The sequence below is a fragment of the Thioclava sp. ES.031 genome (assembly GCF_002563775.1).
Lineage (GTDB): Bacteria > Pseudomonadota > Alphaproteobacteria > Rhodobacterales > Rhodobacteraceae > Thioclava.
Genome location: NZ_PDJO01000001.1, coordinates 1638594 through 1657419, shown reverse-complemented (window position 1 = coordinate 1657419; position 18826 = coordinate 1638594). Strand labels below are relative to the sequence as shown.

At 66.1% G+C, this 18826-nt stretch carries 22 protein-coding genes and 1 pseudogene; 19 read left to right on the top strand and 4 right to left on the bottom strand.

Annotated features, from left to right (window positions below; translation table 11 throughout):
• Positions 1-127 precede the first annotated feature (127 nt).
• The 7 genes from AXZ77_RS08060 to AXZ77_RS08030 all read left to right on the top strand — a co-directional run bounded on the left by AXZ77_RS08060 (position 128) and on the right by AXZ77_RS08030 (position 6660).
• Positions 128-433, top strand: a complete 306-nt coding sequence (locus AXZ77_RS08060) for a hypothetical protein (protein ID WP_078599143.1) — start codon at positions 128-130, stop codon at positions 431-433.
• Positions 434-620: 187 nt separating this feature from the next.
• A complete protein-coding gene (locus AXZ77_RS08055; protein ID WP_098410743.1) occupies positions 621-1544 on the top strand; it encodes a histone deacetylase family protein in 924 nt (307 codons plus the stop codon).
• 63 nt (positions 1545-1607) lie between these two features.
• Positions 1608-2597: an MBL fold metallo-hydrolase gene (locus AXZ77_RS08050; RefSeq protein ID WP_098410742.1), complete on the top strand. Its 990-nt coding sequence runs from the start codon at positions 1608-1610 to the stop codon at positions 2595-2597.
• A 98-nt stretch (positions 2598-2695) separates the two neighbouring features.
• Positions 2696-3373, top strand: a complete 678-nt coding sequence (locus AXZ77_RS08045) for a TetR/AcrR family transcriptional regulator (RefSeq protein ID WP_255266436.1) — start codon at positions 2696-2698, stop codon at positions 3371-3373.
• A complete protein-coding gene (locus AXZ77_RS08040; RefSeq protein ID WP_098410741.1) occupies positions 3370-4674 on the top strand; it encodes a phenylacetate--CoA ligase family protein in 1305 nt (434 codons plus the stop codon). The genes AXZ77_RS08045 and AXZ77_RS08040 overlap by 4 nt, the downstream gene beginning before the upstream one ends.
• Entirely contained in the window at positions 4671-5432 is a 762-nt protein-coding gene (locus tag AXZ77_RS08035) for an enoyl-CoA hydratase/isomerase family protein (protein ID WP_098410740.1), read from the top strand. Before AXZ77_RS08040 ends, AXZ77_RS08035 begins: the two co-directional genes overlap by 4 nt.
• 151 nt (positions 5433-5583) lie before the next feature.
• Positions 5584-6660 (top strand): site-2 protease family protein, encoded by a 1077-nt coding sequence (locus AXZ77_RS08030; protein WP_098410739.1) that lies wholly within the window; start codon positions 5584-5586, stop codon positions 6658-6660.
• A gap of 21 nt (positions 6661-6681) precedes the next feature.
• On the opposite strand, the gene AXZ77_RS08025 is transcribed toward AXZ77_RS08030, so the two are convergent.
• Positions 6682-7422: a sulfite exporter TauE/SafE family protein gene (locus AXZ77_RS08025; protein WP_098410738.1), complete on the bottom strand. Its 741-nt coding sequence runs from the start codon at positions 7420-7422 to the stop codon at positions 6682-6684.
• A 4-nt stretch (positions 7423-7426) separates the two neighbouring features.
• Entirely contained in the window at positions 7427-8092 is a 666-nt protein-coding gene (locus AXZ77_RS08020) for a TetR/AcrR family transcriptional regulator (RefSeq protein ID WP_176535988.1), read from the bottom strand.
• 64 nt (positions 8093-8156) lie between these two features.
• On the opposite strand from AXZ77_RS08020, the gene AXZ77_RS08015 reads away from it, so the two are divergent.
• The 7 genes from AXZ77_RS08015 to AXZ77_RS07985 all read left to right on the top strand — a co-directional run bounded on the left by AXZ77_RS08015 (position 8157) and on the right by AXZ77_RS07985 (position 13925).
• Positions 8157-9476, top strand: coding sequence for an NAD(P)/FAD-dependent oxidoreductase (locus tag AXZ77_RS08015; protein WP_098410736.1), 1320 nt, complete (start codon positions 8157-8159; stop codon positions 9474-9476).
• Entirely contained in the window at positions 9473-10375 is a 903-nt protein-coding gene (locus AXZ77_RS08010) for a bile acid:sodium symporter family protein (RefSeq protein ID WP_098410735.1), read from the top strand. The genes AXZ77_RS08015 and AXZ77_RS08010 overlap by 4 nt, the downstream gene beginning before the upstream one ends.
• Positions 10372-11310 carry an SDR family oxidoreductase gene (locus AXZ77_RS08005; protein ID WP_098410734.1) on the top strand — a complete coding sequence of 313 codons (939 nt, stop codon included), beginning with the start codon at positions 10372-10374 and terminating at the stop codon, positions 11308-11310. Before AXZ77_RS08010 ends, AXZ77_RS08005 begins: the two co-directional genes overlap by 4 nt.
• Positions 11307-12077, top strand: a complete 771-nt coding sequence (locus AXZ77_RS08000) for an SDR family oxidoreductase (protein ID WP_098410733.1) — start codon at positions 11307-11309, stop codon at positions 12075-12077. The genes AXZ77_RS08005 and AXZ77_RS08000 overlap by 4 nt, the downstream gene beginning before the upstream one ends.
• 251 nt (positions 12078-12328) lie before the next feature.
• A complete protein-coding gene (locus tag AXZ77_RS07995) occupies positions 12329-12619 on the top strand; it encodes a metalloregulator ArsR/SmtB family transcription factor (protein WP_098410732.1) in 291 nt (96 codons plus the stop codon).
• The gene (locus tag AXZ77_RS07990) at positions 12616-13677 is read left to right on the top strand and encodes a permease (protein ID WP_176535987.1); all 1062 of its coding nucleotides are present in this window, start codon (positions 12616-12618) and stop codon (positions 13675-13677) included. The genes AXZ77_RS07995 and AXZ77_RS07990 overlap by 4 nt, the downstream gene beginning before the upstream one ends.
• An 11-nt stretch (positions 13678-13688) precedes the next feature.
• Complete coding sequence (locus AXZ77_RS07985; RefSeq protein WP_078546966.1) at positions 13689-13925, top strand: thioredoxin family protein; 237 nt, start codon at positions 13689-13691, stop codon at positions 13923-13925.
• 73 nt (positions 13926-13998) lie between these two features.
• Here the strand turns inward: AXZ77_RS07985 and AXZ77_RS07980 are convergent, their stop codons facing one another.
• Positions 13999-14889, bottom strand: coding sequence for an aldo/keto reductase family oxidoreductase (locus AXZ77_RS07980; RefSeq protein ID WP_098410730.1), 891 nt, complete (start codon positions 14887-14889; stop codon positions 13999-14001).
• An 87-nt stretch (positions 14890-14976) separates the two neighbouring features.
• Positions 14977-15118: pseudogene (locus tag AXZ77_RS19730) on the bottom strand (alkanesulfonate monooxygenase); the annotation flags it as partial.
• Between the two features lie 348 nt (positions 15119-15466).
• On the opposite strand from AXZ77_RS19730, the gene AXZ77_RS07970 reads away from it, so the two are divergent.
• The 5 genes from AXZ77_RS07970 to AXZ77_RS07950 all read left to right on the top strand — a co-directional run bounded on the left by AXZ77_RS07970 (position 15467) and on the right by AXZ77_RS07950 (position 18820).
• Positions 15467-15982 (top strand): DUF2946 family protein, encoded by a 516-nt coding sequence (locus tag AXZ77_RS07970; protein WP_078570412.1) that lies wholly within the window; start codon positions 15467-15469, stop codon positions 15980-15982.
• A 111-nt stretch (positions 15983-16093) separates the two neighbouring features.
• A complete protein-coding gene (locus tag AXZ77_RS07965) occupies positions 16094-16708 on the top strand; it encodes a nitrous oxide reductase accessory protein NosL (protein ID WP_078570514.1) in 615 nt (204 codons plus the stop codon).
• Between the two features lie 146 nt (positions 16709-16854).
• Positions 16855-17358 carry a nitrous oxide reductase accessory protein NosL gene (locus AXZ77_RS07960; protein WP_098410729.1) on the top strand — a complete coding sequence of 168 codons (504 nt, stop codon included), beginning with the start codon at positions 16855-16857 and terminating at the stop codon, positions 17356-17358.
• A complete protein-coding gene (locus AXZ77_RS19545) occupies positions 17358-17681 on the top strand; it encodes a hypothetical protein (RefSeq protein WP_078599159.1) in 324 nt (107 codons plus the stop codon). The genes AXZ77_RS07960 and AXZ77_RS19545 overlap by 1 nt, the downstream gene beginning before the upstream one ends.
• Positions 17678-18820, top strand: a complete 1143-nt coding sequence (locus AXZ77_RS07950; protein WP_098410728.1) for an ABC transporter permease — start codon at positions 17678-17680, stop codon at positions 18818-18820. The genes AXZ77_RS19545 and AXZ77_RS07950 overlap by 4 nt, the downstream gene beginning before the upstream one ends.
• Positions 18821-18826 lie beyond the last annotated feature (6 nt).

The window sequence follows — 18826 nt, the reverse complement described above, 5'->3', positions numbered from 1 at the left end:
GAAATCCTGCCCTGCTCGCGAAACCGTGTTCGAGACGGTGATCGCCGCGGAGCCCAGCAAAACCTGACGACTCGCCGCGTTTCTGCTATAATTAAAGGATGTCGAATCTTCTGGGGGAGGAGAGAAAATGCGACCGGAACTCACGACGCGCCGCCGCGCCTTGCGTCTTGCGTTCGAGCGGTACATCGAGGCGGACAGAGCGTGGCGAGACGCGCTTGTGGCCTTGAACGACTGGTTTCCGCCAAGCGCGGACCGTCGTCCGGGAATGATCGGCAATCCGGGTTCACCGATACGGCGGCTCTATGACGCGCGCAGCCGGGCGCTGGTGCGCTTTGAGGTCACGCAGGTCAAGCTGGCCACCGCTAAACAACGGCTGGCAGAGCGCCGCGCGCGCGAACTGCCGCCCGTGTTTCTGATCGGGCCACCCTGCTGACAGCAACGCGCCGCGTTGAGGCGACGTCCCTTCAAAGTCACGGCGGACGCGTGTTTCCTCCGCCGGGGGTGCTTGTCATTTCCCCAAGGCTGACGCAGCTTCGCAACGGGCAGCACCGGACTTGTAACGGTGCCGCGGGTCCGACTCGCGCCTATAGCCCCGATACGCCCCTTCTCTGGAGAGCTTCATGAGCAGTTTCGTCACGATCACCCATGCGGATTGCCTTGGTCACGATACCGGGCCTCATCATCGCGAGCGTCCGTGGCGGCTGGAGACGGTGCGCGGACTGATCGACGAGCTGGAGCTGCCCGTCATCGAGGCGCGCGAGGCCAGTGACGAGGATCTCCTGCTGGGCCATGATCCGGCTTATCTTGCCGCACTCGAAGAGGTCTTCGCGCGGCAAGAGCATGCCGATCTCGACTCGGACACCCATGTCTCGCCGGGCTCGCGCCGTGCGAGCCGTCTGGGCGCGGGCGGTGCCTTGCAGGCCGTCGATCTCGTGCTGTCGGGCGAGGCCAAGCGCGTCTTCGTCGCGACCCGCCCGCCGGGGCACCATGCGACGCGGACGCGGGCGATGGGGTTCTGCATCTATGGCAATACCGGGCTTGCGGCGCTGCATGCGCTTGAACGGCATGGCCTGTCGCGCGTCGCGGTGCTCGATTTCGACGTGCATCACGGCAATGGCACGCAGGATATCCTCTGGGACGAGCCGCGCAGCCTGTTCATCTCGTCGCATCAGGAGCCCAAATCGCTCTGGCCGGGCACCGGGGCGCGCTCGGAGACCGGGGCGCATGACAACGTGCTCAACCTGCCGCTGGCCAGCGGAAGCGGCGCCTCCGAGATGAAGGTGGCATGGGAGGACGGGCTGGCGCGGCTCGAGGCCTTCAAGCCGGAGCTGATCATCGTCTCCGCCGGGTTCGACGCGCATCGCGAGGACGATATCTCCGGGCTGCTCTGGACCGCGGGCGATTACTGGTGGCTGACCAATGCGATCCGGGGCGTCGCGCGCCGCTGCTGCGAGGGGCGTATCGTCTCCTGTCTGGAGGGCGGCTATAACCCGACCGCGCTTGCAGAGGGGGCCACCGCCCATCTCGAGGCCTTGGCGCGCTGATATCCCGACACGCGACAGGCCGGGTCCGGTCCGCTCCCCCCGAAAGACAAAGGCAGGCACGAGATGGCACGTAACCGCTACTATTCCGGTCCGGTCACGGACCATTTCGACGGCGAGCGTTTTCACCCGCATGGCCAGCCCTCTACCGACCGCTCCCTGCGCGATATTCTGAAATGGCACCGCGAGGGGCAGCGGGCGCGCTGGCCCAAGAATGTCCCCGTCGAGCCGAACATCCCGCCCGAGCGTAGCGATGCGGCGCGGCTGACCATGGTCGGTCATGCCTCGGTTCTCATTCAGGTCGCGGGGCTCAACCTGCTGACCGATCCGGTCTGGTCGGAGCGCGCAAGCCCGCTGCGCTTTGCCGGGCCCCGTCGGGTGACCGCGCCCGGTATCGCCTTCGACAACCTCCCGCCCATCGACGCGGTCCTGATCAGCCATAACCATTACGACCATCTCGACACCGTCACTTTGCGCAAGCTGCATGCGCGTCACCGCCCGAAGATGGTGATGCCGCTGGGCACGGATGCGACGGTGCGAAAGGCGGTCCGCGGGGCACAGATCGAGACCGGGGATTGGCACGACCGCATCGCGCTGGCCCCCGGTGTCACCGTCACGCTGACGCCTGCGAACCATTGGTCGGCGCGCGGTCTTGGGGATCGGCGCATGGCGCTCTGGAGCGGCTTCTGGATCGACACGCCGCAGAGCCGGATCTGGTTCGCGGGCGATACCGGCTATGGCGACGGGGCGCTCTTTCGCGATATCCGCGCCCGGCACGGCGCGCCGGACATCGCGGTGATCCCGATCGGGGCCTATGAGCCGCGCTGGTTCATGCAGCCCCAGCATGTCGCGCCCGAAGAGGCCGTGCGCATCTTCACCGATATCGGCCCCACGCAGGCGCTTGGCTGCCATTGGGGGACGTTCCAGCTGACCGACGAGCCGCGCGAAGAGCCGCCCGCCCTGCTGGGTCAAAGCCTTGCGGCCTCCGGGATCGCGGCGGAGCGCTTCCTCCCCTTTGCCCCCGGCGAGGTCTATCTGGCGCCCTCTGGTATCTGAGACCGCCACCCCGACGAAACGCAGAGACACGCCAGCGTTGACGGGTTCGCTTTTCCTAAATATAAAACTGACGTCAGTTTCATTTTTGGAGCCGGAACGTGAAGCCCTCTCTCGCAAAAGCGTCGCAGGACGCCGCCGTGTTCTCTTTCCCGGAGCATCTTGCCACGACCAGCGCCGGACGCCCGAAGGGAGAGCGCACCCGCGCCCAGCTGCAAATCGCCGCCTGCAAGGTTTTGCAAGACGGCGGGCCGCAGGGCCTCACCGTCGCGGAGATCTGCAAGGCGGCCGGCGTCTCGAACGGCACGTTTTACCTTTACTTCAAGGATCGTAACGCCCTTCTCGACAGCCTGCTTCGGGGGTTCGTGGCCTTCCTTCAACTGGCGATGAGGGCGGCGAGCGAACGCGAAGGCCATGATGCGCCGCGCGCGGCGACCCGCGCCTATCTCCGTCTGTTCGAGCAAAATAGCGGGTTGATGCGCAGCCTGATCCACCCGACCGACGGCTTCCCCGAGGCGCAGGCGGCGTTTCAGACGCTGAACCGCGAATGGATCGAGGCGGTGGTCGCCTCCGTGGAACGCAGGCAGCGGCAGGAGGGCAAGACGGCGCCCCCGCGCGACGAATTGCTGCGCCGCGCCTATGCGCTGGGGGGCATGGTCGATCAATACCTCTCCAACCTTCTGCTGGCGAAGGATCCGGCCGTGATCGAGATATCGCAGGACCGCGACGCGGTGCTGGAGACGCTCTCGCTGCTCTGGGACCGGGGGATGACGGCATGAGCACCATTCCCGGCGCCGAGAACCTCTCCCGCGCGGAGCTGCAGCCCGAGATCGAACGCCGCTGGCAGGCGCAGCGCGCCCATGTCGTCGCGCATTCCGCCTTCTACCAAAGGCTCTGGCAGGGGCGCAGACCGCCCGAGGACCTGCGCGACCTGCCCGAATTGCCGCTCTCCGACAAATCGCAACTGCGGATCTCGCAGGCCGAGCATCCCCCCTTCGGCGACTACCTCGCCGCCACGCGCAGCACCGCCAACCGCCTGCATCGGACGTCGGGCACCACCGGTCAGGCGATGAACCTCGCCCTGTCGGCCCGCGACGCGTTGGTGACGCAGGAAGTCGGCGGGCGCTGTCACCGTTCTGCGGGGCTGACGCCCGAACACACGGTGGTGCATTGCCTCAATTACCAGATGTGGATGGGCGGGCTGACCGATCACATGACGCTGGAGGCGACGGGCGCGCTGGTCGTGCCCTTCGGCGTCGGCTCGACCGAGCTGCTGATCCAGACGATCCGCGAGGTCGGCATCACCGCGATCTCCTGCACGCCCTCCTACCCTTCCGTGCTCGAACGGGTCATCGCCGAGAAACACCCCGGGCTCACGCCACGCGATCTGGGCCTCAAGCTGGGTCTGTTCGGGGGCGAGCCGGGCCTTGACGATCCCGCCTTCCGCGCCCGCCTGCGCGAGACCTGGGGGATGGAGCCGCGCAACGCGAATTACGGCGTCTCGGACGTCTTCTCGAACTTCGCGGCGGAATGTCCGCATGACACCAAGCTGCATTTCATGGCCGCCGACGTGCTGCATCCCGAACTGATCGACCCCGATACCGACGCGCCGATCCCGCTGAAGGCCGGGGCGCGCGGCGAATTGGTTCTGACCCATCTTGTCCGCGACTGCCAGCCGCTGGTGCGGTTCCGCACGGGCGACATCATCACCATCGGCGAAACCGAGCCCTGCGCCTGCGGCTGCACCGGGTTCCGTTTCTCGGTCGTCGGGCGCTCCGATGACATGGTGGTCGTGCGGGGCCTGAACATGTTCCCCTCGATGGTCGCCGCCATGCTTAACGAAATCCCCGAGCTTTCGGGAGATTATCGCATCACCCTCGACACGCCGCCGCCCTATGACACCCTGCCCGTCAGCGCCGAACTGGCGGAGGGCGAGCACGCCACGCCCGATCTTGCGCGCAAGGTGGAGCAACGGATCAAGTCGAAACTGGGCGCGACGGCGAGCGTCACCCTGCTCCCGGCCCACAGCTTCCCGCGCACCGAGGGCAAGACCAAACGCGTCATCCGGAGTTTCCAATGAGCCATTTCAGCTACGACACCGTCCTGAGCCAGCTTGGCGCCAAGGGCGTGCGCACCATCACCCTCAACCGACCCGAACGCCTCAACGCGATGAACCGGCAGCTGGTTGTCGATGTGGCGCGTGCTTTCGAGGACGCCAATGCCGACCCGGCCACCAAGGCGATCATCTTCACCGGGGCGGGCAAAGCGTTTTGTGCGGGCGATGACCGCAAGGCCCATACCCATCCCGAGACCGAGGAAGAGGCGCGCGAGATCGTGCACGCGATCCAGCGCGCGACCCATGCGATTACGCTCGGCGCGAAGCCGGTGGTCGGCGCGATCAACGGCTGGGCCGTCGGCGGCGGCTTGGAATGGGCGATCAATTGCGACTTCCCGATCTGGGCGGAGAGCGCGAAGGGCTTCTTCCCCGAGGTCTCGCTGAACCTATTCGTCACCGGGGCCGTCACCTCGCTCCTGCCCGCGCTGGTCGGGCTGAACAAGGCGCGCGAGATGCTGATCTTCGGCGACCGGTATTCGGCGCAGGAGATGGGCGAGATCGGGTTGGCGTGGAAGGTGGTTGACGATGCCGCGCTGATCGCGGTGGCCGTCCAGACCGCCGAACGGCTCGCCGATCTTCCCGTCCTGTCGGTCCGTGCGATGAAACGCGTTCTCAATCACGCCGCGGTGCCGGACCTGCACCGGGCGCTGCAGCTCGAGACCGATGCCACGGTCGCGGGTTTCCTCGACCCGGAGACGACGCGGCGCGTGACGGAATTCTGATCTGCGCGGGCAGAAGCTTTTTCAAACTCCGTCACTTATTGGGATTGCTTCCTTGTGGTGACCGGGACGAAGGGTCAGATTGAGGGCGGCGGACATCCGTGTGCCGCGCCCCGCTTTCGGGGCAACCGCACGGCGGAAAGAGAGGGATGAAATGAGCTGGTCCTATTCACTCGGCAAGATCGGCGGCACGGTTCTCAGGGTGCATGTCACCTTTGTCCTGCTGATCATCTGGATCACCGCTTCCGCCTGGGCGGCGGACGGGCCGCAGGCCGCGCTGATCAACATGCTCTTCATCCTGTCGGTCTTCGCCTGCGTCGTGCTGCACGAATTCGGCCATGCGACGATGGCGGCCCGGTTCGGCGTGCGCACCCCCGACATCACCCTTCTGCCGATCGGCGGGCTGGCGCGGCTGGAGCGGATCCCGGAAAACCCCAAGCAGGAAATCCTGATCGCGGTGGCGGGTCCAGCGGTCAATGTGGTGATCTTCCTGATCCTGACGATCTTTCTTGGCGGCAGCGGCTGGCTGAGCGATCTGCAATCGCTCGACAATCCGGCGCAAAGCTTCTGGGGGCGGCTCGCGCTGGTCAACGCGCTTCTCGTGGCGTTCAACTTGATCCCGGCCTTCCCGATGGATGGCGGGCGGGTGTTTCGCGCCGTGCTTGCGCTGTTCATGGACCGGGTGAAAGCCACGCAGGTGGCGGCGCGGACCGGGCAGGTCATCGCCGTGCTCTTCGCCTATTGGGGGCTGACGAGCGGCAACCCGATCCTCGTTCTGATCGCGGCGTTCATCTTCTTCGCGGCCGGGGCGGAAAGCTCGGATGCGGCGATGCGTGGCCTCGCCCATCGTTCGGCCGCGCGTGACGCGGTAATCACCTCCTTCGTGTCGCTGACGCCCGACGATACGCTCGACACCGCCGCTCAGGCGATCCTGCACAGTTCGCAATCGGAGTTCCCCGTGCTTACGCCAGACGGGCAGTTCGTCGGTTTCGTCACCCGCGAGAGCGTGCTGGCCCGACCCGACCCCGAATTCCGCCAGCGCCCCGTTTCCGAGATCATGTTCGACAACGTACCCGTCGTGTCGCTGAAGACGGGGATGGACGATGTGCTCGACGCGTTCGCGAAAGGGCGTATTCCGGCCGTAGCGGTGATCGGCAAGACCGGCAATTTCGTGGGCTTCATTAATCGCGAGAATATCGGCGAGTGGTTCATCCTCGCCCGCGGCAGCTAAGAGGGGCGCTCGCGCCCTGCCCTAGAGATAGACCGACAGGCCCCGCCAGCCCGCCAGCACCGCCGAAATCGCCATGACCACGATGGCGATCGTCCGGTACTGGGCGTTGTCGAGCCGCGCGAAGGCAGCCGTGCCCGCCCATGTCCCCAGCGCCAGCGCAGGCACCGAGACCAGCGTCAGCCAGAGCGCGTCGCCATTCACAGCACCCGCCCAGATCAGCCCCGGCGTGGCCAGCAGCGAGGCCACGAAGAAGAACAGAAGCAAAGAGGCCCGCGTCTGCACAGCCGTGGTGCCCGCGCCCAGATAATAGGCCACCGCGGGCGGGCCGGGCATCGCCGCCAGCCCGGAAAACGCCCCCGAGGCGACGCCCGCCAGCAGCGCGAGCCCGCTATGGGGATGCGGGCGCGCAGGTTTGTAGCGCAGCAGCAGCGCCAGCCCCGCCAGAACGGCGAGCGCGATCATCACCCGCGCGGCATCGGCGCTGACGGCGGTGAGCGCGAAAATCCCGACCGGCGTGCCGAGGATCGCGCCCAACGACAGCCGTGCGAGCGAGGGTTTGTGCACATGCCCATGCAGGGTGAAAAGATCGCGGCACCCGACCACGACCTGCAGCAGCACCGCCAGCGTCACAGCCTCGATCGGCGGCACCATCAGCGAGACGATCGGCACCGCGGCCAGCGCGAAACCGAACCCCGCGATGCCGCGCAGGAAGGCGGAGAAGAACACGGCGGTGATGACCAGCAGGGTCGTTGCACTCAGCATCCGGTCACGTCTCGGCCTGCGCGATCCGCGCCGCACAGCCCGCCGCGCAGAAGGCGACCAGCCCCTCGACCGAGGCTTGCGCATCTGACTGCGAGGCCAGCGCCGCGATCCGCCATTCCGAGGTCAGGAAGGCCAGAAGCGCCGCCACCGAATAGACGAACCCTTCGGCCACGACCGCCCGGCTGACCTTGGGATGCAGCGCGCAGATCTCGTCCATGAAGCGCTGCGCGGTCGGGTCGAACAGATCGGTGGAGATATCGGCCCAGGCCGGATCGGCCGAGACCATCGCCACCAGCCGCGCATAGGCCAGCCATTGCGGATCGCTGCCCGCCGCCTTCGCCAGATAGGGCCGGAAGAAACAGCCGAGAATCGCCGTCAGATCGAGCGTCCCCTGCCCCTTCGCCTGCGCCAGAGCCTCCAGACGCAGACGCGCCAGCTCTTCGGCGCGCCGCTCCACCACTTCGCGAAACAGCGCCTCTTTCGAACCCCCGTGATGGTTCACCAGACCCAGTGGCACCTCGGCCAGCGCGGCGATGTCGCGCACCTTCGCACCCTCGAATCCGTCCCGTGCAAACACCGTTTCCGCCGCATCGAGAATCCGTGAACGACTCGCGAGAGAGCGCTTCGACGGCGCTCTAAGTCTTTGTTTCTCGGTCGTCTTTTTCGTCATCAGATCGGGGCTTGCTTATTTTGAACAATGGTTCAATTTAAGAATGTCTGGGAGGAGACGCAACATGACAAATACGAGGGGCACGTTCGCCCTGATCGGCGCGGGCCCGATGGGTCTGGCCGCGGCCAAGGTGCTGGGCGAACAGGGAGTGGACTATCAGGGCTTCGAGCTGCACAGCGATGTGGGCGGGCTCTGGGATATCGAGGGCGCGCATTCGACGATGTATGAAAGCGCGCATCTGATTTCCTCGAAACGGATGACGGAATTCACCGACTTCCCGATGCGCGACGAGGTGGCGGAATATCCCAGCCACCGCGAGATGGCGCAGTATTTCCGCGATTTCGCCGATCATTTCGACATTCGCCGCCATTACCGCTTCAACGCCGAAGTGACGAAACTGGAGCCGCTGGGCGGCGATGGCGAAGGCTGGCGGGTCAGCTGGCGCGATGGCGAGGGCGAGCATTCGGAGGTCTATGCGGGCGTCTTGATCGCCAATGGCACGCTCTCCGAGCCGAACATGCCGGACTTCCCCGGCCAGTTCGACGGCGAGCTGATCCATTCCTCGGCCTATCGCGATCCCTCGCAATTCACCGGCAAACGGGTGCTCGTCGTGGGTGCGGGCAATTCCGGCTGCGACATCGCGGTGGACGCGATCCATCACGGCAAAAGCTGCGATCTCTCGATGCGGCGCGGCTATTACTTCGTGCCGAAATACGTCTTCGGCAAACCCGCCGACACGCTGGGCGGGGCGATCAAGCTGCCGATGTGGCTCAAGCGCAAGATCGACGGCGCGCTGCTGAAATGGTTCGTGGGCGATCCGCAGAAATACGGGTTTCCCAAGCCCGATTACAGACTCTACGAGAGCCATCCGATCGTGAACTCGCTGGTGCTGTTCCACGCGGGCCACGGCGATCTGAAAGTGCGCCCCGATATCGAACGGCTCGACGGCAAAACGGTGCATTTCAAGGATGGCACGCAAGCCGAGTATGACATGATCCTCGCGGCCACCGGCTACAAGCTGCATTACCCGTTCATCGCACCGGAGCTGCTGAACTGGCAGGGCGATGCGCCGCATCTGTATCTGAACGCGATGCATCCCAAGCGCGATGATCTCTTCGTGCTGGGAATGCTCGAGGCGAGCGGGCTTGGCTGGCAGGGCCGTCACGAGCAGGCCGAGATGGTGGCGCGCTACATTCGCGGGCTGCGCGACGGCTCGGAGGCCGCGAAGCGCCTGCAGGCGAAGAAGGCCGACGGGTTCGAGCGCGCGACCGGCGGCATGGCCTATCTGAAACTCGCGCGGATGGCCTATTACGTGGACAAGGCGACCTATCGCAAGGCGGTCACCGGCTGGATCAAGGCGCTCGGCGGGAAGGCTCCGGCATGACGGGGCTCGACGCGGTCCGGCTGAATTTCAGCCCCGGCGCCCTGCATCTGCTCAACGCGATCCTCGGCATCGTCATGTTCTCGGTCGCGATTGACCTATCCCCCCGCGATTTCCGCCCGCTGGTGCGCAGGCCCTGGGCGCTGATCGTGGGGTTCACGTCGCAATTTCTGGTGCTGCCCGCGCTGACCTTCGGGCTGGTGCTGGCGCTGCAGCCCAGCCCCTCGATCGCGCTGGGGCTGATCCTTGTCGCGGCCTGCCCGGGCGGGAATGTCTCGAACTTCTTCACCCATCGGGCCGGTGGCAACACGGCGCTCTCGGTGTCGCTGACCGCCTTCGCCACGGCAGCGGCGATCGTGCTGACGCCGCTCAATATCGCCTTCTGGGGCAGTCTTTATGCACCGACGCGGACGCTGCTGCACGAGACCCATATCGACCCGGTGAGCGTGGCGATCACCGTCGGCGTCATGCTGCTCTTGCCGCTGATCGCCGGCATCGCGCTGAACCATTACCGCTATGACCTCACGACGCGTATTCGCGATCCGCTGAAATGGGTCTCGATGGCGATTTTCGTCGCGTTCGTGGCGCTCTCGCTCAGCGCCAACTGGCAGTATTTCGTGCAATTCGTCGGGCTGATCGCGGGGATGGTGGTGCTGCACAACGCACTTGCCTTCGCGGGCGGCTATGGCACCGCGACACTGGCGGGACTGTCGCCCTTCGACCGGCGCGCGATCACCGTCGAGACCGGCATCCAGAATTCGGGCCTCGGGCTCGTGCTGATCTTCGCCTTCTTCGGGGGCCTGGGCGGCATGGCGATCGTCGCGGCTTTCTGGGGCATCTGGCACATCATCGCGGGCTTCGCGATCTCAACCGTCATGAGACGAAAGGAGGCCGCGCGATGACCCGGATCCTGATCACCGGTGCGGGCGGCATGATCGGCCGCGTGCTGACCGCAGAACTGTCTGAGAGCGGCCATGAGGTCATCGCAACCGATCTCGCGGCACCTGATACGCTCCCCGAGGGCGTTCGCTTCGTGGCAATGGATGTGACCACCGACGCCCCCGGCAAGGTCATCGCGCGCGAACGCCCCGAGGTGATCGTGCATCTCGCCTCCATCGTGACGCCCGGCCCCGGCATGGGGCGCGAGCTGGCCTACCGGGTCGATGTGGAGGGCACGCGCAAGGTGCTGGAGGCTGCGCTCGCCGTCGGGGTGCGGCGGCTCGTCGTGACCTCCTCGGGCGCGGCCTATGGCTATCACGCGGACAACCCCGTGCCGCTGCGCGAGAGCGATCCGGTGCGCGGCAATCCCGAGTTCGCCTATGCCGATCACAAGCGGCAGGTCGAGGAGATGCTGGCCGAGGCACGCGCCACCCACCCTGCCCTCGAGCAGGTCGTGCTGCGGGTGGGCACGGTTCTGGGCAAGGGCACGGACAACCAGATCACCGCGCTTTTCCGCAAACCGCGCCTGCTCGCGCTGAGGGGCTGCGAGAGTCCCTTCGTCTTCATCTGGACCCGCGATCTCGCGCGGATTCTGATCCGCGCCGCGACCGATGGTCCGCCGGGCATCTTCAACGTAGCGGGCGACGGCGCGCTTGGCGTCAGCGATCTCGCGCGGCGTCTGGGCAAACCGGTGCGCCGCCTGCCCGCGCTTGGCATCAAGGCCGCGCTCGCGCTCGCCCATCCGCTGGGGCTGAGCCGCTACGGGCCAGAGCAGGTGCGCTTCCTGCAATACCGCCCCGTGCTCGCAAATGACGCGCTGAAGGAGGTCTTCGGCTACACGCCCGAGCTGACCAGCGCGGAAGTCTTCGATCTCTGGGCGCGCGAGGCGGGGCTATGAGCGCGCGCGTCGCGGTGATTTCGGGCGGTGCCGGGGGGCTTGGGCAGGCGCTCTCGGCGGGTCTGCGCGCCGAGGGCTGGCAGGTCGTGCTGCTCGACCGGGAGATCTCCGGGCTGACGGCCACGCCGAACGAGGAGGCCATCGCCTGTGATCTGACCGACGCGGATCAGCTTGCCAGTGCCTGCACAGACATCCTGACGCGTTACCCCCGCATCGATCTGGTGATCTATAACGCAGGCGTCACCCAGATCGGGCCGTTCTCGGAGCTGACCGAGGCGGCGCATCGCAAGGTTTTCGAGATCAACTATTTCGCGGCGACCGCGATGGCGCGGTATTTCCTCGAGCCCCTGCGGGAAAGCCACGGCACGCATCTGGCGATTTCCTCGGTCGCGGGGTTCTCGCCGCTCTATCACCGCACCGCCTATGCGGCGTCGAAACATGCGCTGGAAGGGTTTTTCAAATCGCTGCGCTCGGAAGAGGCCCCTCACGGCGTGCGCGTGCAGATCGCGGCGCCGTCTTTCGTGGCGACCAATATCGACCGGGCCGAGCGGCAATCCGACGGCATCGCGCGCCCCGGTGCGGCTGCGGACGGGGTGGATTACATGACGCCAGAGGCTGCCGCACAGGTGATCCTCGCCGGGCTTAAGCGCGGCCGCCCGATGATCCCGGTGGGCCGCGTCGCGCGGCTCGCGTGGTGGATCAACCGCGCCTCGCCCGGGCTGTTCCAACGGCTGATGGAGCGCAACATCGCGCGCGATCCGTCCTGACGCCCAACACCGTGGCCTTTCGCTAGATATCTCGAAGAATCGCGCCCGACTTGATCGAGCGCATTGAAGCGATGCGTCCCTTCAGCGCTAATCTGGCCCCGATCCCGTGAAGGTCAGAGGCCCGTGATGCGATCACTCTCATCGATAGATTCCCGCGCCCCGGTGGATGGGTGCGACCGAATGCTCCACCTCGGGCGCGTTGACTCTATTTGCGCGAATGCGCATATGCGAATGTCGAAATGGAGGCACCGATGATCGTGACGATTCTTTCCGCACTTGCCGAACCCACCCGGCTGGGGGCGATGCAGCTTTTGCATGACGGGGGCGAGCATTGCGCCTGCGAACTGATGGCGCGTCTCGATGTCACCCAGTCGCGCATGTCGCGCCATATGGGCGTGCTGAAAGCCGCCGGGCTGGTCGTCGACCGGCGCGATGCGCAATGGGTCCGGTATCGGGTGAACCCCGACCTCTCCCCGGAAATCCAGCAGATTCTGAGCGCGGTCATGAAAGCCAGCGCCAACACGGAAAGGACCGCGGCATGAGTGTGACACAGCATGAAACCCCGCATGGCGGGATGCCCGGCTGGGCGTGGAGCGTGGTCGTCGCGGCAGGGCTCGTCGTTTGGTGGGTAGTCTACCACCAGCTCCCGGCCCTCTCCGAATGGATCGTCTCGCTGCTGCCGGTCGCCCGCGACACCCATACCGGCGAGGCGCTGGCCTTCTTCTTCTACGACGTGCCGAAAGTGATGATGCTGCTCACCCTGATCGTCTTCGCGATGGGGGTCGTGCGCAGCTTCTTCAGCCCGGAAAAGACCCGCGCGCTTCTCTCGGGCAAGCGCGAGGGCGTCGGCAACGTGATGGCGGCGGGCCTGGGCGTCTTGACCCCGTTCTGCTCCTGCTCGGCGGTGCCGCTGTTCATCGGCTTCGTCTCCGCGGGCATCCCGCTGGGCGTCACCTTCTCCTTCCTGATCGCAGCCCCGATGGTCAACGAAGTGGCGCTGATCCTGCTGGTCGGCCTCGTCGGCTGGTCCGTGGCGCTGGTCTATCTCGCCTTCGGCCTCGCCATCGCGATCGTCGCGGGTTGGGTGATCGGCAGGCTCCATGTCGAGGGCTGGCTGCAGGACTGGGTGCGCGATATCCATTCCGGCGCAACCACCCCGGGCGCGGTCGAGAGCGACGATCTGAGCATGACCGACCGCTATCGTCTGGGCCTCGAGGCGGTGCGCGAGATCTTCGCCAAGGTCTGGATCTGGATCATCGTCGGGATCGCCATGGGCGCGCTGATCCACGGCTATGTGCCGCAGGACCTGATGGTGCGCATCATGGGCTCGGGCACGTGGTGGTCGGTGCCGGCAGCCGTTCTGATGGGCGTGCCGATGTACACCAACGCCGCCGGCGTCATCCCGATCGTGGAGGCGCTTCTGGGCAAGGGCGCCGCGCTCGGCACGGTTCTGGCCTTCATGATGTCGGTGATCGCGCTTTCCATGCCCGAGATGATCATCCTGCGTCAGGTCCTGAAACTGCGCCTGATCGCGGTGTTCATCGGGGTCGTCGCCAGCGGCATCCTCGCCGTCGGCTTCCTGTTCAACGCATTGTTCTAAGGAGAAAAGAAATGAAGGACGTCAAGGTTTACGGCCCCGGCTGCAAACGCTGCGAAAAGACCGAAGAGATGGTCAAGGAAGCGGCCGCCAAGCTCGGCATCGAGGTCTCGGTCGAGAAGGTGACCGATCCCCGCGCGATCGCCATGGCGGGCGTGATGTCGACCCCCGGTGTCTCGGTCGACGGGAAGCTGGTCCACACGGGCGGCCTGCCCGACAGCGGCAAGCTCGAAGGCTGGCTGTCGGCCTGAGCGGCCGCTCAACCGTCCCGAAAAAGAAGACCCCGCGCCGGGTGGCGCGGGGTGAATCAGTGGGCGGCGTTCGTCACGGGACCTGCTGACCGAGCCCGGCCTCGTAGAGGCGGAACCACGTCTCCCTGTCGATCTGAACCTTCAAAGCATCGGAAAGCTTCGCGATGCGCTCGAGATTGTTCGTCCCCATCACCGGGATGATCCGCGCCGGATGCGCCAGCAGGAAGGCCGTCGCGACAGCCGCGCGATCCACGCCCTGCGCCTCGGCGATCTCGTCGAGAGCGCTCTGCACCCGGCCCTCGCCCGTCATCAGCGCGCCGCCGCCCAGCGGCGACCACGCCATCGGGGGCTGCGCCTGCCGCTGGTGGAAGGCCAGATCGCCATTGGTGAAGGGCTGCAGGCAGCCAAGGCTGATCTCGATCTGGTTGGTCACCAGCGGCGTCTTCATCCCCGATTGCAGCAACTCCCAGTCCCACGGGCGGAAGTTCGACACGCCGACCGCGCGAACCTTGCCCGAGGCCACGAGGTCATCAAGCGCCGCCCCCGTCTCGTGGTGATCCATCAGAGGATCGGGGCGGTGGATCAGCAGCAGGTCGATCCGGTCGGTGGCCAGCTCCTTCAGCGAAGCCTCGACCGAGGCTTCGATATGCGCCCGCGAGGTGTCGTAATGCTTCACCTTGCGATGCGAATGACGGCCCGCCGAGACGATGATGTCGCATTTCGTGACGATCTCCATCTGATCGCGCAGCGACGGGTCCTCGCGCATCGCCGCGCCGAAGATCCCCTCCGCCGTGTAGCCGCCATAGATGTCGGCGTGATCGAACGTGGTGATCCCCTGCGCCAGACAGGCGTCGATCTTCGCGCGCACATGGGCGGGCGAGGTGTCGGCATCGTCGGCGAGCCGCCACATGCCATAGACGATCCGGCTGAGCGCGACATCCGAGGTAAGGTCAATCTTTTCCATTAGCGGCGTTTCCCTTCTGCGAGCGGTGTTGCGGGCGGTCCCATAGATTTCGGGCAGCGAGACCGTGTCGAGATGCGGATAGCCCTACAAGATGAAGGCGCGAATGCCCATCTCGCGGCATTCTTCGAGCTTCGAGATCACCTGATCGGCTGAGCCCACCAGCGCCGCACCGCAGCCGGCGGGCGCGCCCGGTCCAGAGGTTCGGCGCGACATAGCCGTTCTCATCCGCACTGCAGTCATGCGCCTCTCCCTCGCGATTCCTCTTCGACTTAGCTTAGGCAGGCAACCTGCTTGATAGCGCACCGGCCTGCCGACCTATCATCAGGTTTCCGAGTTGCTGTGTCGAGATATCGCAGCGGACCCCGAAAGGCCCGGTGCAGCGCTCGATCGAGACCGGGGAGGCCGTGCACTTTCCCGCGCAACCTTGGCGGCGCGTGGCCTGAAGGCACGGGGTCTGGCCGGGCCATGGCCGGGCCGCCTCTGCTCTGGGCGCGCGACACTGCGACGCTGAGTCACCCCTCAAGCGTTTGACGCGGATCAATTCTCGGCTCACCCTCGTGTGATACGAGCTTGAGTGATGACCCGACCCCAACGCGCCTCCAGAGCCTTTGACGGCAAGATCGAACGCGGCCCGCGCCTGCACGCGCCGCGCTTCGCTGGATTGCGCCGCGCGCAATCGGCGCTGCTGACCGCGCTCGTCGCGATCCTGCTGCAGGTCGTCCTGCTGACCGATCATCTGGGCGCGGCCGCCATCGCCGCCACCGGCCGGGCCGCGCCCGGCGCGCAGATGGGGCTGCTGCAGATCTGTACCGGCGAGGGCATCGTCTACATGACCCCGCAGGGCGAAACGGTCGCCGCCCCGGATGGGGCCGCGCCCCTGCCCGGCCAGACCGCGCCCACCGGTCAGGTCCACAGCCAATGCGCAGTCTGCGGCTCGGCCTCGGTCTGCGCGTTTGAGGCGCCCGACACGATCGTCACCCCGGCCCGTCTCGACCGCGAGATCGCCCCGCTCCACGCGTCCCTTGAGCGGCTCTCTCTCCCGGTGCAGACCGCGCCCCGTTTCCGGCACGCCCGCGCCCCTCCTGTCGTCTGAGTGCGTCCCTGCACGTCGATCCGGACGTGCTTTTTTCCAAACCAGACACATGGCTCGCGACTGCGCCCGTCTCTCGATGGCGGTGCGTTGCGATATGACAGGATGATCCCGATGAAACGACGCGACTTTCTTCTGACCTCTTCGACCGGCCTCGCGCTGGTGGCTTCCGGCGCCGCTGCCGAGGATATGAAACCGATGGACGGCATGCCGATGTCGCCGATGGACTGGACCGACCAGAACGGGCTGACCCGCTTTCTCAAGACCGACACGGCGCCGCTCGAGAACGAGTTCGAGAAATACCCCCGCTGCCCCTATTGCGGCATGATGCGGCAGATGTTCAGCCAGACGCGCCACCTGATCGTCTATGACAACGACACCGTCGACGGCACCTGCTCGCTGCATTGCGCGGCGATCAGCCTCGCGCTCAACGTGGATGCGGGCCCCAAGACGATCTACGCGGGCGATGCGGGGGCCACGGCCAAGGTCAAGCCGCTCGCGGTGGTCGACGACATGACCTATGTGATCGACGCGAAAAAGCCCGGCACGATGACCGGCACGTCGAAATACGCCTATGCCGATCCGGCCAAGGCGGATGCGGCGGCCAAGGACGGGGGCAAGCTGGCGAGCTTCGATGAGGCGCTGGTCATGGCCTATGCCGATATGGCGCGCGACACGATCAACATTCGCAAACGCCGCGCCGAGCGCCGCGCCCGCGCCGGTCAGTGATCGCCTCAGGGCGGGGCCCGCGCGGCCCCGTCCTTTCCGACCTCTATTCAAGGAGTTGCAAGACGATGTGCAACCATCCCTGCCATCACGGGAGCACGCCCGCACGCCCCCTGTCACGCCCCATGTCACGCCCAACGCGGCGCCAGATGCTCAAACGCGCGGCGGGCCTCGCCGCCGCCCTCTCGCTCGGCCCGGGGCTGAGCCCCGCGCGCGCCGATGCGCCCACGCTCGACCTGCCCCCGCCCGGCCCCGGCGACACCTGCCCGGTCTGCGGCATGTTCGTCTACAAATACCCCGAATGGGTCACCACGGTGCTCTACGCGGATGGCTATGCCGATCATTTCGACGGCGCCAAGGACTACTTCAAATACATGTTCGACATGGAGAAATACGCCCTTGGCCGGACCGCCGATCAGATCACCGGCATGGGCGTGACGGAGTATTACGGGCTCAAGCTGATCGACGCGCGCGAGGCGCTTTATGTCGTGGGCTCGGACGTGCTGGGCCCGATGGGCCACGAGCTGGTGCCGCTTATGAACGCGGTCGATGCGCAGGATTTCATGCGCGACCACAAGGGCCAGAAGCTGCTGCGCCATGACGAGGTCACGCCGGAGCTGCTCGACGCGCTCGATCAGGGCGGCCCGTTCTGATGCGCCGTTCGAGCTATGTTTTCGCGGGTCTCGGTTGTCTGACGCTACTGCTGGCGGTGGAGCTTTATTACCCCGTCTTCGCGCGTCCCCATCGTGATGGCCGCCTGTTGGAAGAGCGCACATTGGTCGCGCGGCTAGGGCTGACCGATCCGGCGCTGTTTACCGAGGCGCGCTATACCCGGAACCCGAGCCTCGCCGATCTGAACACGCCGTTTCAGGACCACCCGGGCAGCTTCGACCACTTCCCCTCCGGCACCTTCGTGCCGCCCCCCGCCACGCCCGGCAAGGGCTGGCTCCTCTTCCAACCCGAGGCCGCGAAATGACCCCATTCCTGCGCCGCCAGCGCGCGCTGGCCGATTTCACCCTCGCCGCTCTCGCCCGCCGCAAAGGCAAGAATATCGCCCTGATCGCCGTCTATTCCGTGGTGGTCTTCGTGCTCGCCTCGGCGATATTCTTCGCCGCCAGCCTGCGGTTCGAGACCACGACCGTGCTCGAAGGCGCGCCCGAGATCACCGTACAGAAAATCACGCTGGGCCGTCAGGACCTGATCGACGGATCGGTCGCGGACGAGATCGCCGCAATCCGCGGTGTAACCGAGGCCCATCCCCGGCTCTGGGGCTATTACTACGACCGGATCAATGGCGCGAATTACACCGTCATGGTGCCCGACGACCCCGAGATGATGCCCGATCCCGGTCAGATCACGATTGGCGAGGGCATCCCCCGCGCACGCGGCCTCGAATGGGCGGGCGCCCCGGTTTTCCTGTCGCGCTACGAGGGCGATCTGAAGAAATTCGACGTCGCCAGGACCTTCAGCCGCGACTCCGCGCTGATGACCTCGGATCTGATGCTGATGAACGAGGCTGATTTCCGCAACTTCTTCGACATTCCCGAAGGTCGCTACACCGATGTCGTGGCCCGTGTGCGCAACCCCAACGAGGTCGCCACGATCGTCCAGAAAGGCTCGACCGCGCTGCCGCAGATGCGCTTCGTCACCCGCGCCGATATCGCGCGTACCTATCAGAAACTGTTCGACTGGCGCGAGGGGCTGCTGACGGCACTGGCCTTCGCGGGCATCCTCGCCTTCGTCATCTTCGCCGCCGAAAAAGCCAGCGGGCTCTCGGCCGAGGAAGCGCGCGAGATCGGCATCCTCAAGGCCGTGGGCTGGAACACGCGCGACGTGATCGCGATGAAGATGTGGGAAGGCGGGCTGATCTCGCTCGCAGCTTTCCTGATCGGCACCGTCGCGGGCTTCGCCCATGTGTTCTTCTTCGGCGCCCCGCTCTTCGCACCGATCCTGAAGGGCTGGGCGGTGATCTATCCCGATTTCCCGCTGAGCCCGCATGTGGACGGGCTGCAACTGCTGACGCTCGCGCTGCTGACCACCCTGCCCTATATCGCCGCGACCGTGGTGCCGATCTGGCGCACGGCCTCGGCCGATCCCGATGCCGTGATGCGCTGAGGAGGC

What these genes read in the sequence shown, in the direction of transcription:
- AXZ77_RS08010 (WP_098410735.1), top strand. Translation starts at nt 9,473, where the DNA reads ATGACGGGGCTCGACGCGGTCCGGCTGAATTTCAGCCCCGGCGCCCTG.
- AXZ77_RS07985 (WP_078546966.1), top strand. Translation starts at nt 13,689, where the DNA reads ATGAAGGACGTCAAGGTTTACGGCCCCGGCTGCAAACGCTGCGAAAAG.
- AXZ77_RS08035 (WP_098410740.1), top strand. Translation starts at nt 4,671, where the DNA reads ATGAGCCATTTCAGCTACGACACCGTCCTGAGCCAGCTTGGCGCCAAG.
- AXZ77_RS08055 (WP_098410743.1), top strand. Translation starts at nt 621, where the DNA reads ATGAGCAGTTTCGTCACGATCACCCATGCGGATTGCCTTGGTCACGAT.
- AXZ77_RS08000 (WP_098410733.1), top strand. Translation starts at nt 11,307, where the DNA reads ATGAGCGCGCGCGTCGCGGTGATTTCGGGCGGTGCCGGGGGGCTTGGG.
- AXZ77_RS07995 (WP_098410732.1), top strand. Translation starts at nt 12,329, where the DNA reads ATGATCGTGACGATTCTTTCCGCACTTGCCGAACCCACCCGGCTGGGG.
- AXZ77_RS08050 (WP_098410742.1), top strand. Translation starts at nt 1,608, where the DNA reads ATGGCACGTAACCGCTACTATTCCGGTCCGGTCACGGACCATTTCGAC.
- AXZ77_RS08030 (WP_098410739.1), top strand. Translation starts at nt 5,584, where the DNA reads ATGAGCTGGTCCTATTCACTCGGCAAGATCGGCGGCACGGTTCTCAGG.
- AXZ77_RS07990 (WP_176535987.1), top strand. Translation starts at nt 12,616, where the DNA reads ATGAGTGTGACACAGCATGAAACCCCGCATGGCGGGATGCCCGGCTGG.
- AXZ77_RS07950 (WP_098410728.1), top strand. Translation starts at nt 17,678, where the DNA reads ATGACCCCATTCCTGCGCCGCCAGCGCGCGCTGGCCGATTTCACCCTC.
- AXZ77_RS08020 (WP_176535988.1), bottom strand. Translation starts at nt 8,092, where the DNA reads ATGACGAAAAAGACGACCGAGAAACAAAGACTTAGAGCGCCGTCGAAG.
- AXZ77_RS08005 (WP_098410734.1), top strand. Translation starts at nt 10,372, where the DNA reads ATGACCCGGATCCTGATCACCGGTGCGGGCGGCATGATCGGCCGCGTG.
- AXZ77_RS07980 (WP_098410730.1), bottom strand. Translation starts at nt 14,889, where the DNA reads ATGGAAAAGATTGACCTTACCTCGGATGTCGCGCTCAGCCGGATCGTC.
- AXZ77_RS19545 (WP_078599159.1), top strand. Translation starts at nt 17,358, where the DNA reads ATGCGCCGTTCGAGCTATGTTTTCGCGGGTCTCGGTTGTCTGACGCTA.
- AXZ77_RS08025 (WP_098410738.1), bottom strand. Translation starts at nt 7,422, where the DNA reads ATGCTGAGTGCAACGACCCTGCTGGTCATCACCGCCGTGTTCTTCTCC.
- AXZ77_RS08060 (WP_078599143.1), top strand. Translation starts at nt 128, where the DNA reads ATGCGACCGGAACTCACGACGCGCCGCCGCGCCTTGCGTCTTGCGTTC.
- AXZ77_RS07970 (WP_078570412.1), top strand. Translation starts at nt 15,467, where the DNA reads ATGACCCGACCCCAACGCGCCTCCAGAGCCTTTGACGGCAAGATCGAA.
- AXZ77_RS07965 (WP_078570514.1), top strand. Translation starts at nt 16,094, where the DNA reads ATGAAACGACGCGACTTTCTTCTGACCTCTTCGACCGGCCTCGCGCTG.
- AXZ77_RS08040 (WP_098410741.1), top strand. Translation starts at nt 3,370, where the DNA reads ATGAGCACCATTCCCGGCGCCGAGAACCTCTCCCGCGCGGAGCTGCAG.
- AXZ77_RS08015 (WP_098410736.1), top strand. Translation starts at nt 8,157, where the DNA reads ATGACAAATACGAGGGGCACGTTCGCCCTGATCGGCGCGGGCCCGATG.
- AXZ77_RS07960 (WP_098410729.1), top strand. Translation starts at nt 16,855, where the DNA reads ATGCTCAAACGCGCGGCGGGCCTCGCCGCCGCCCTCTCGCTCGGCCCG.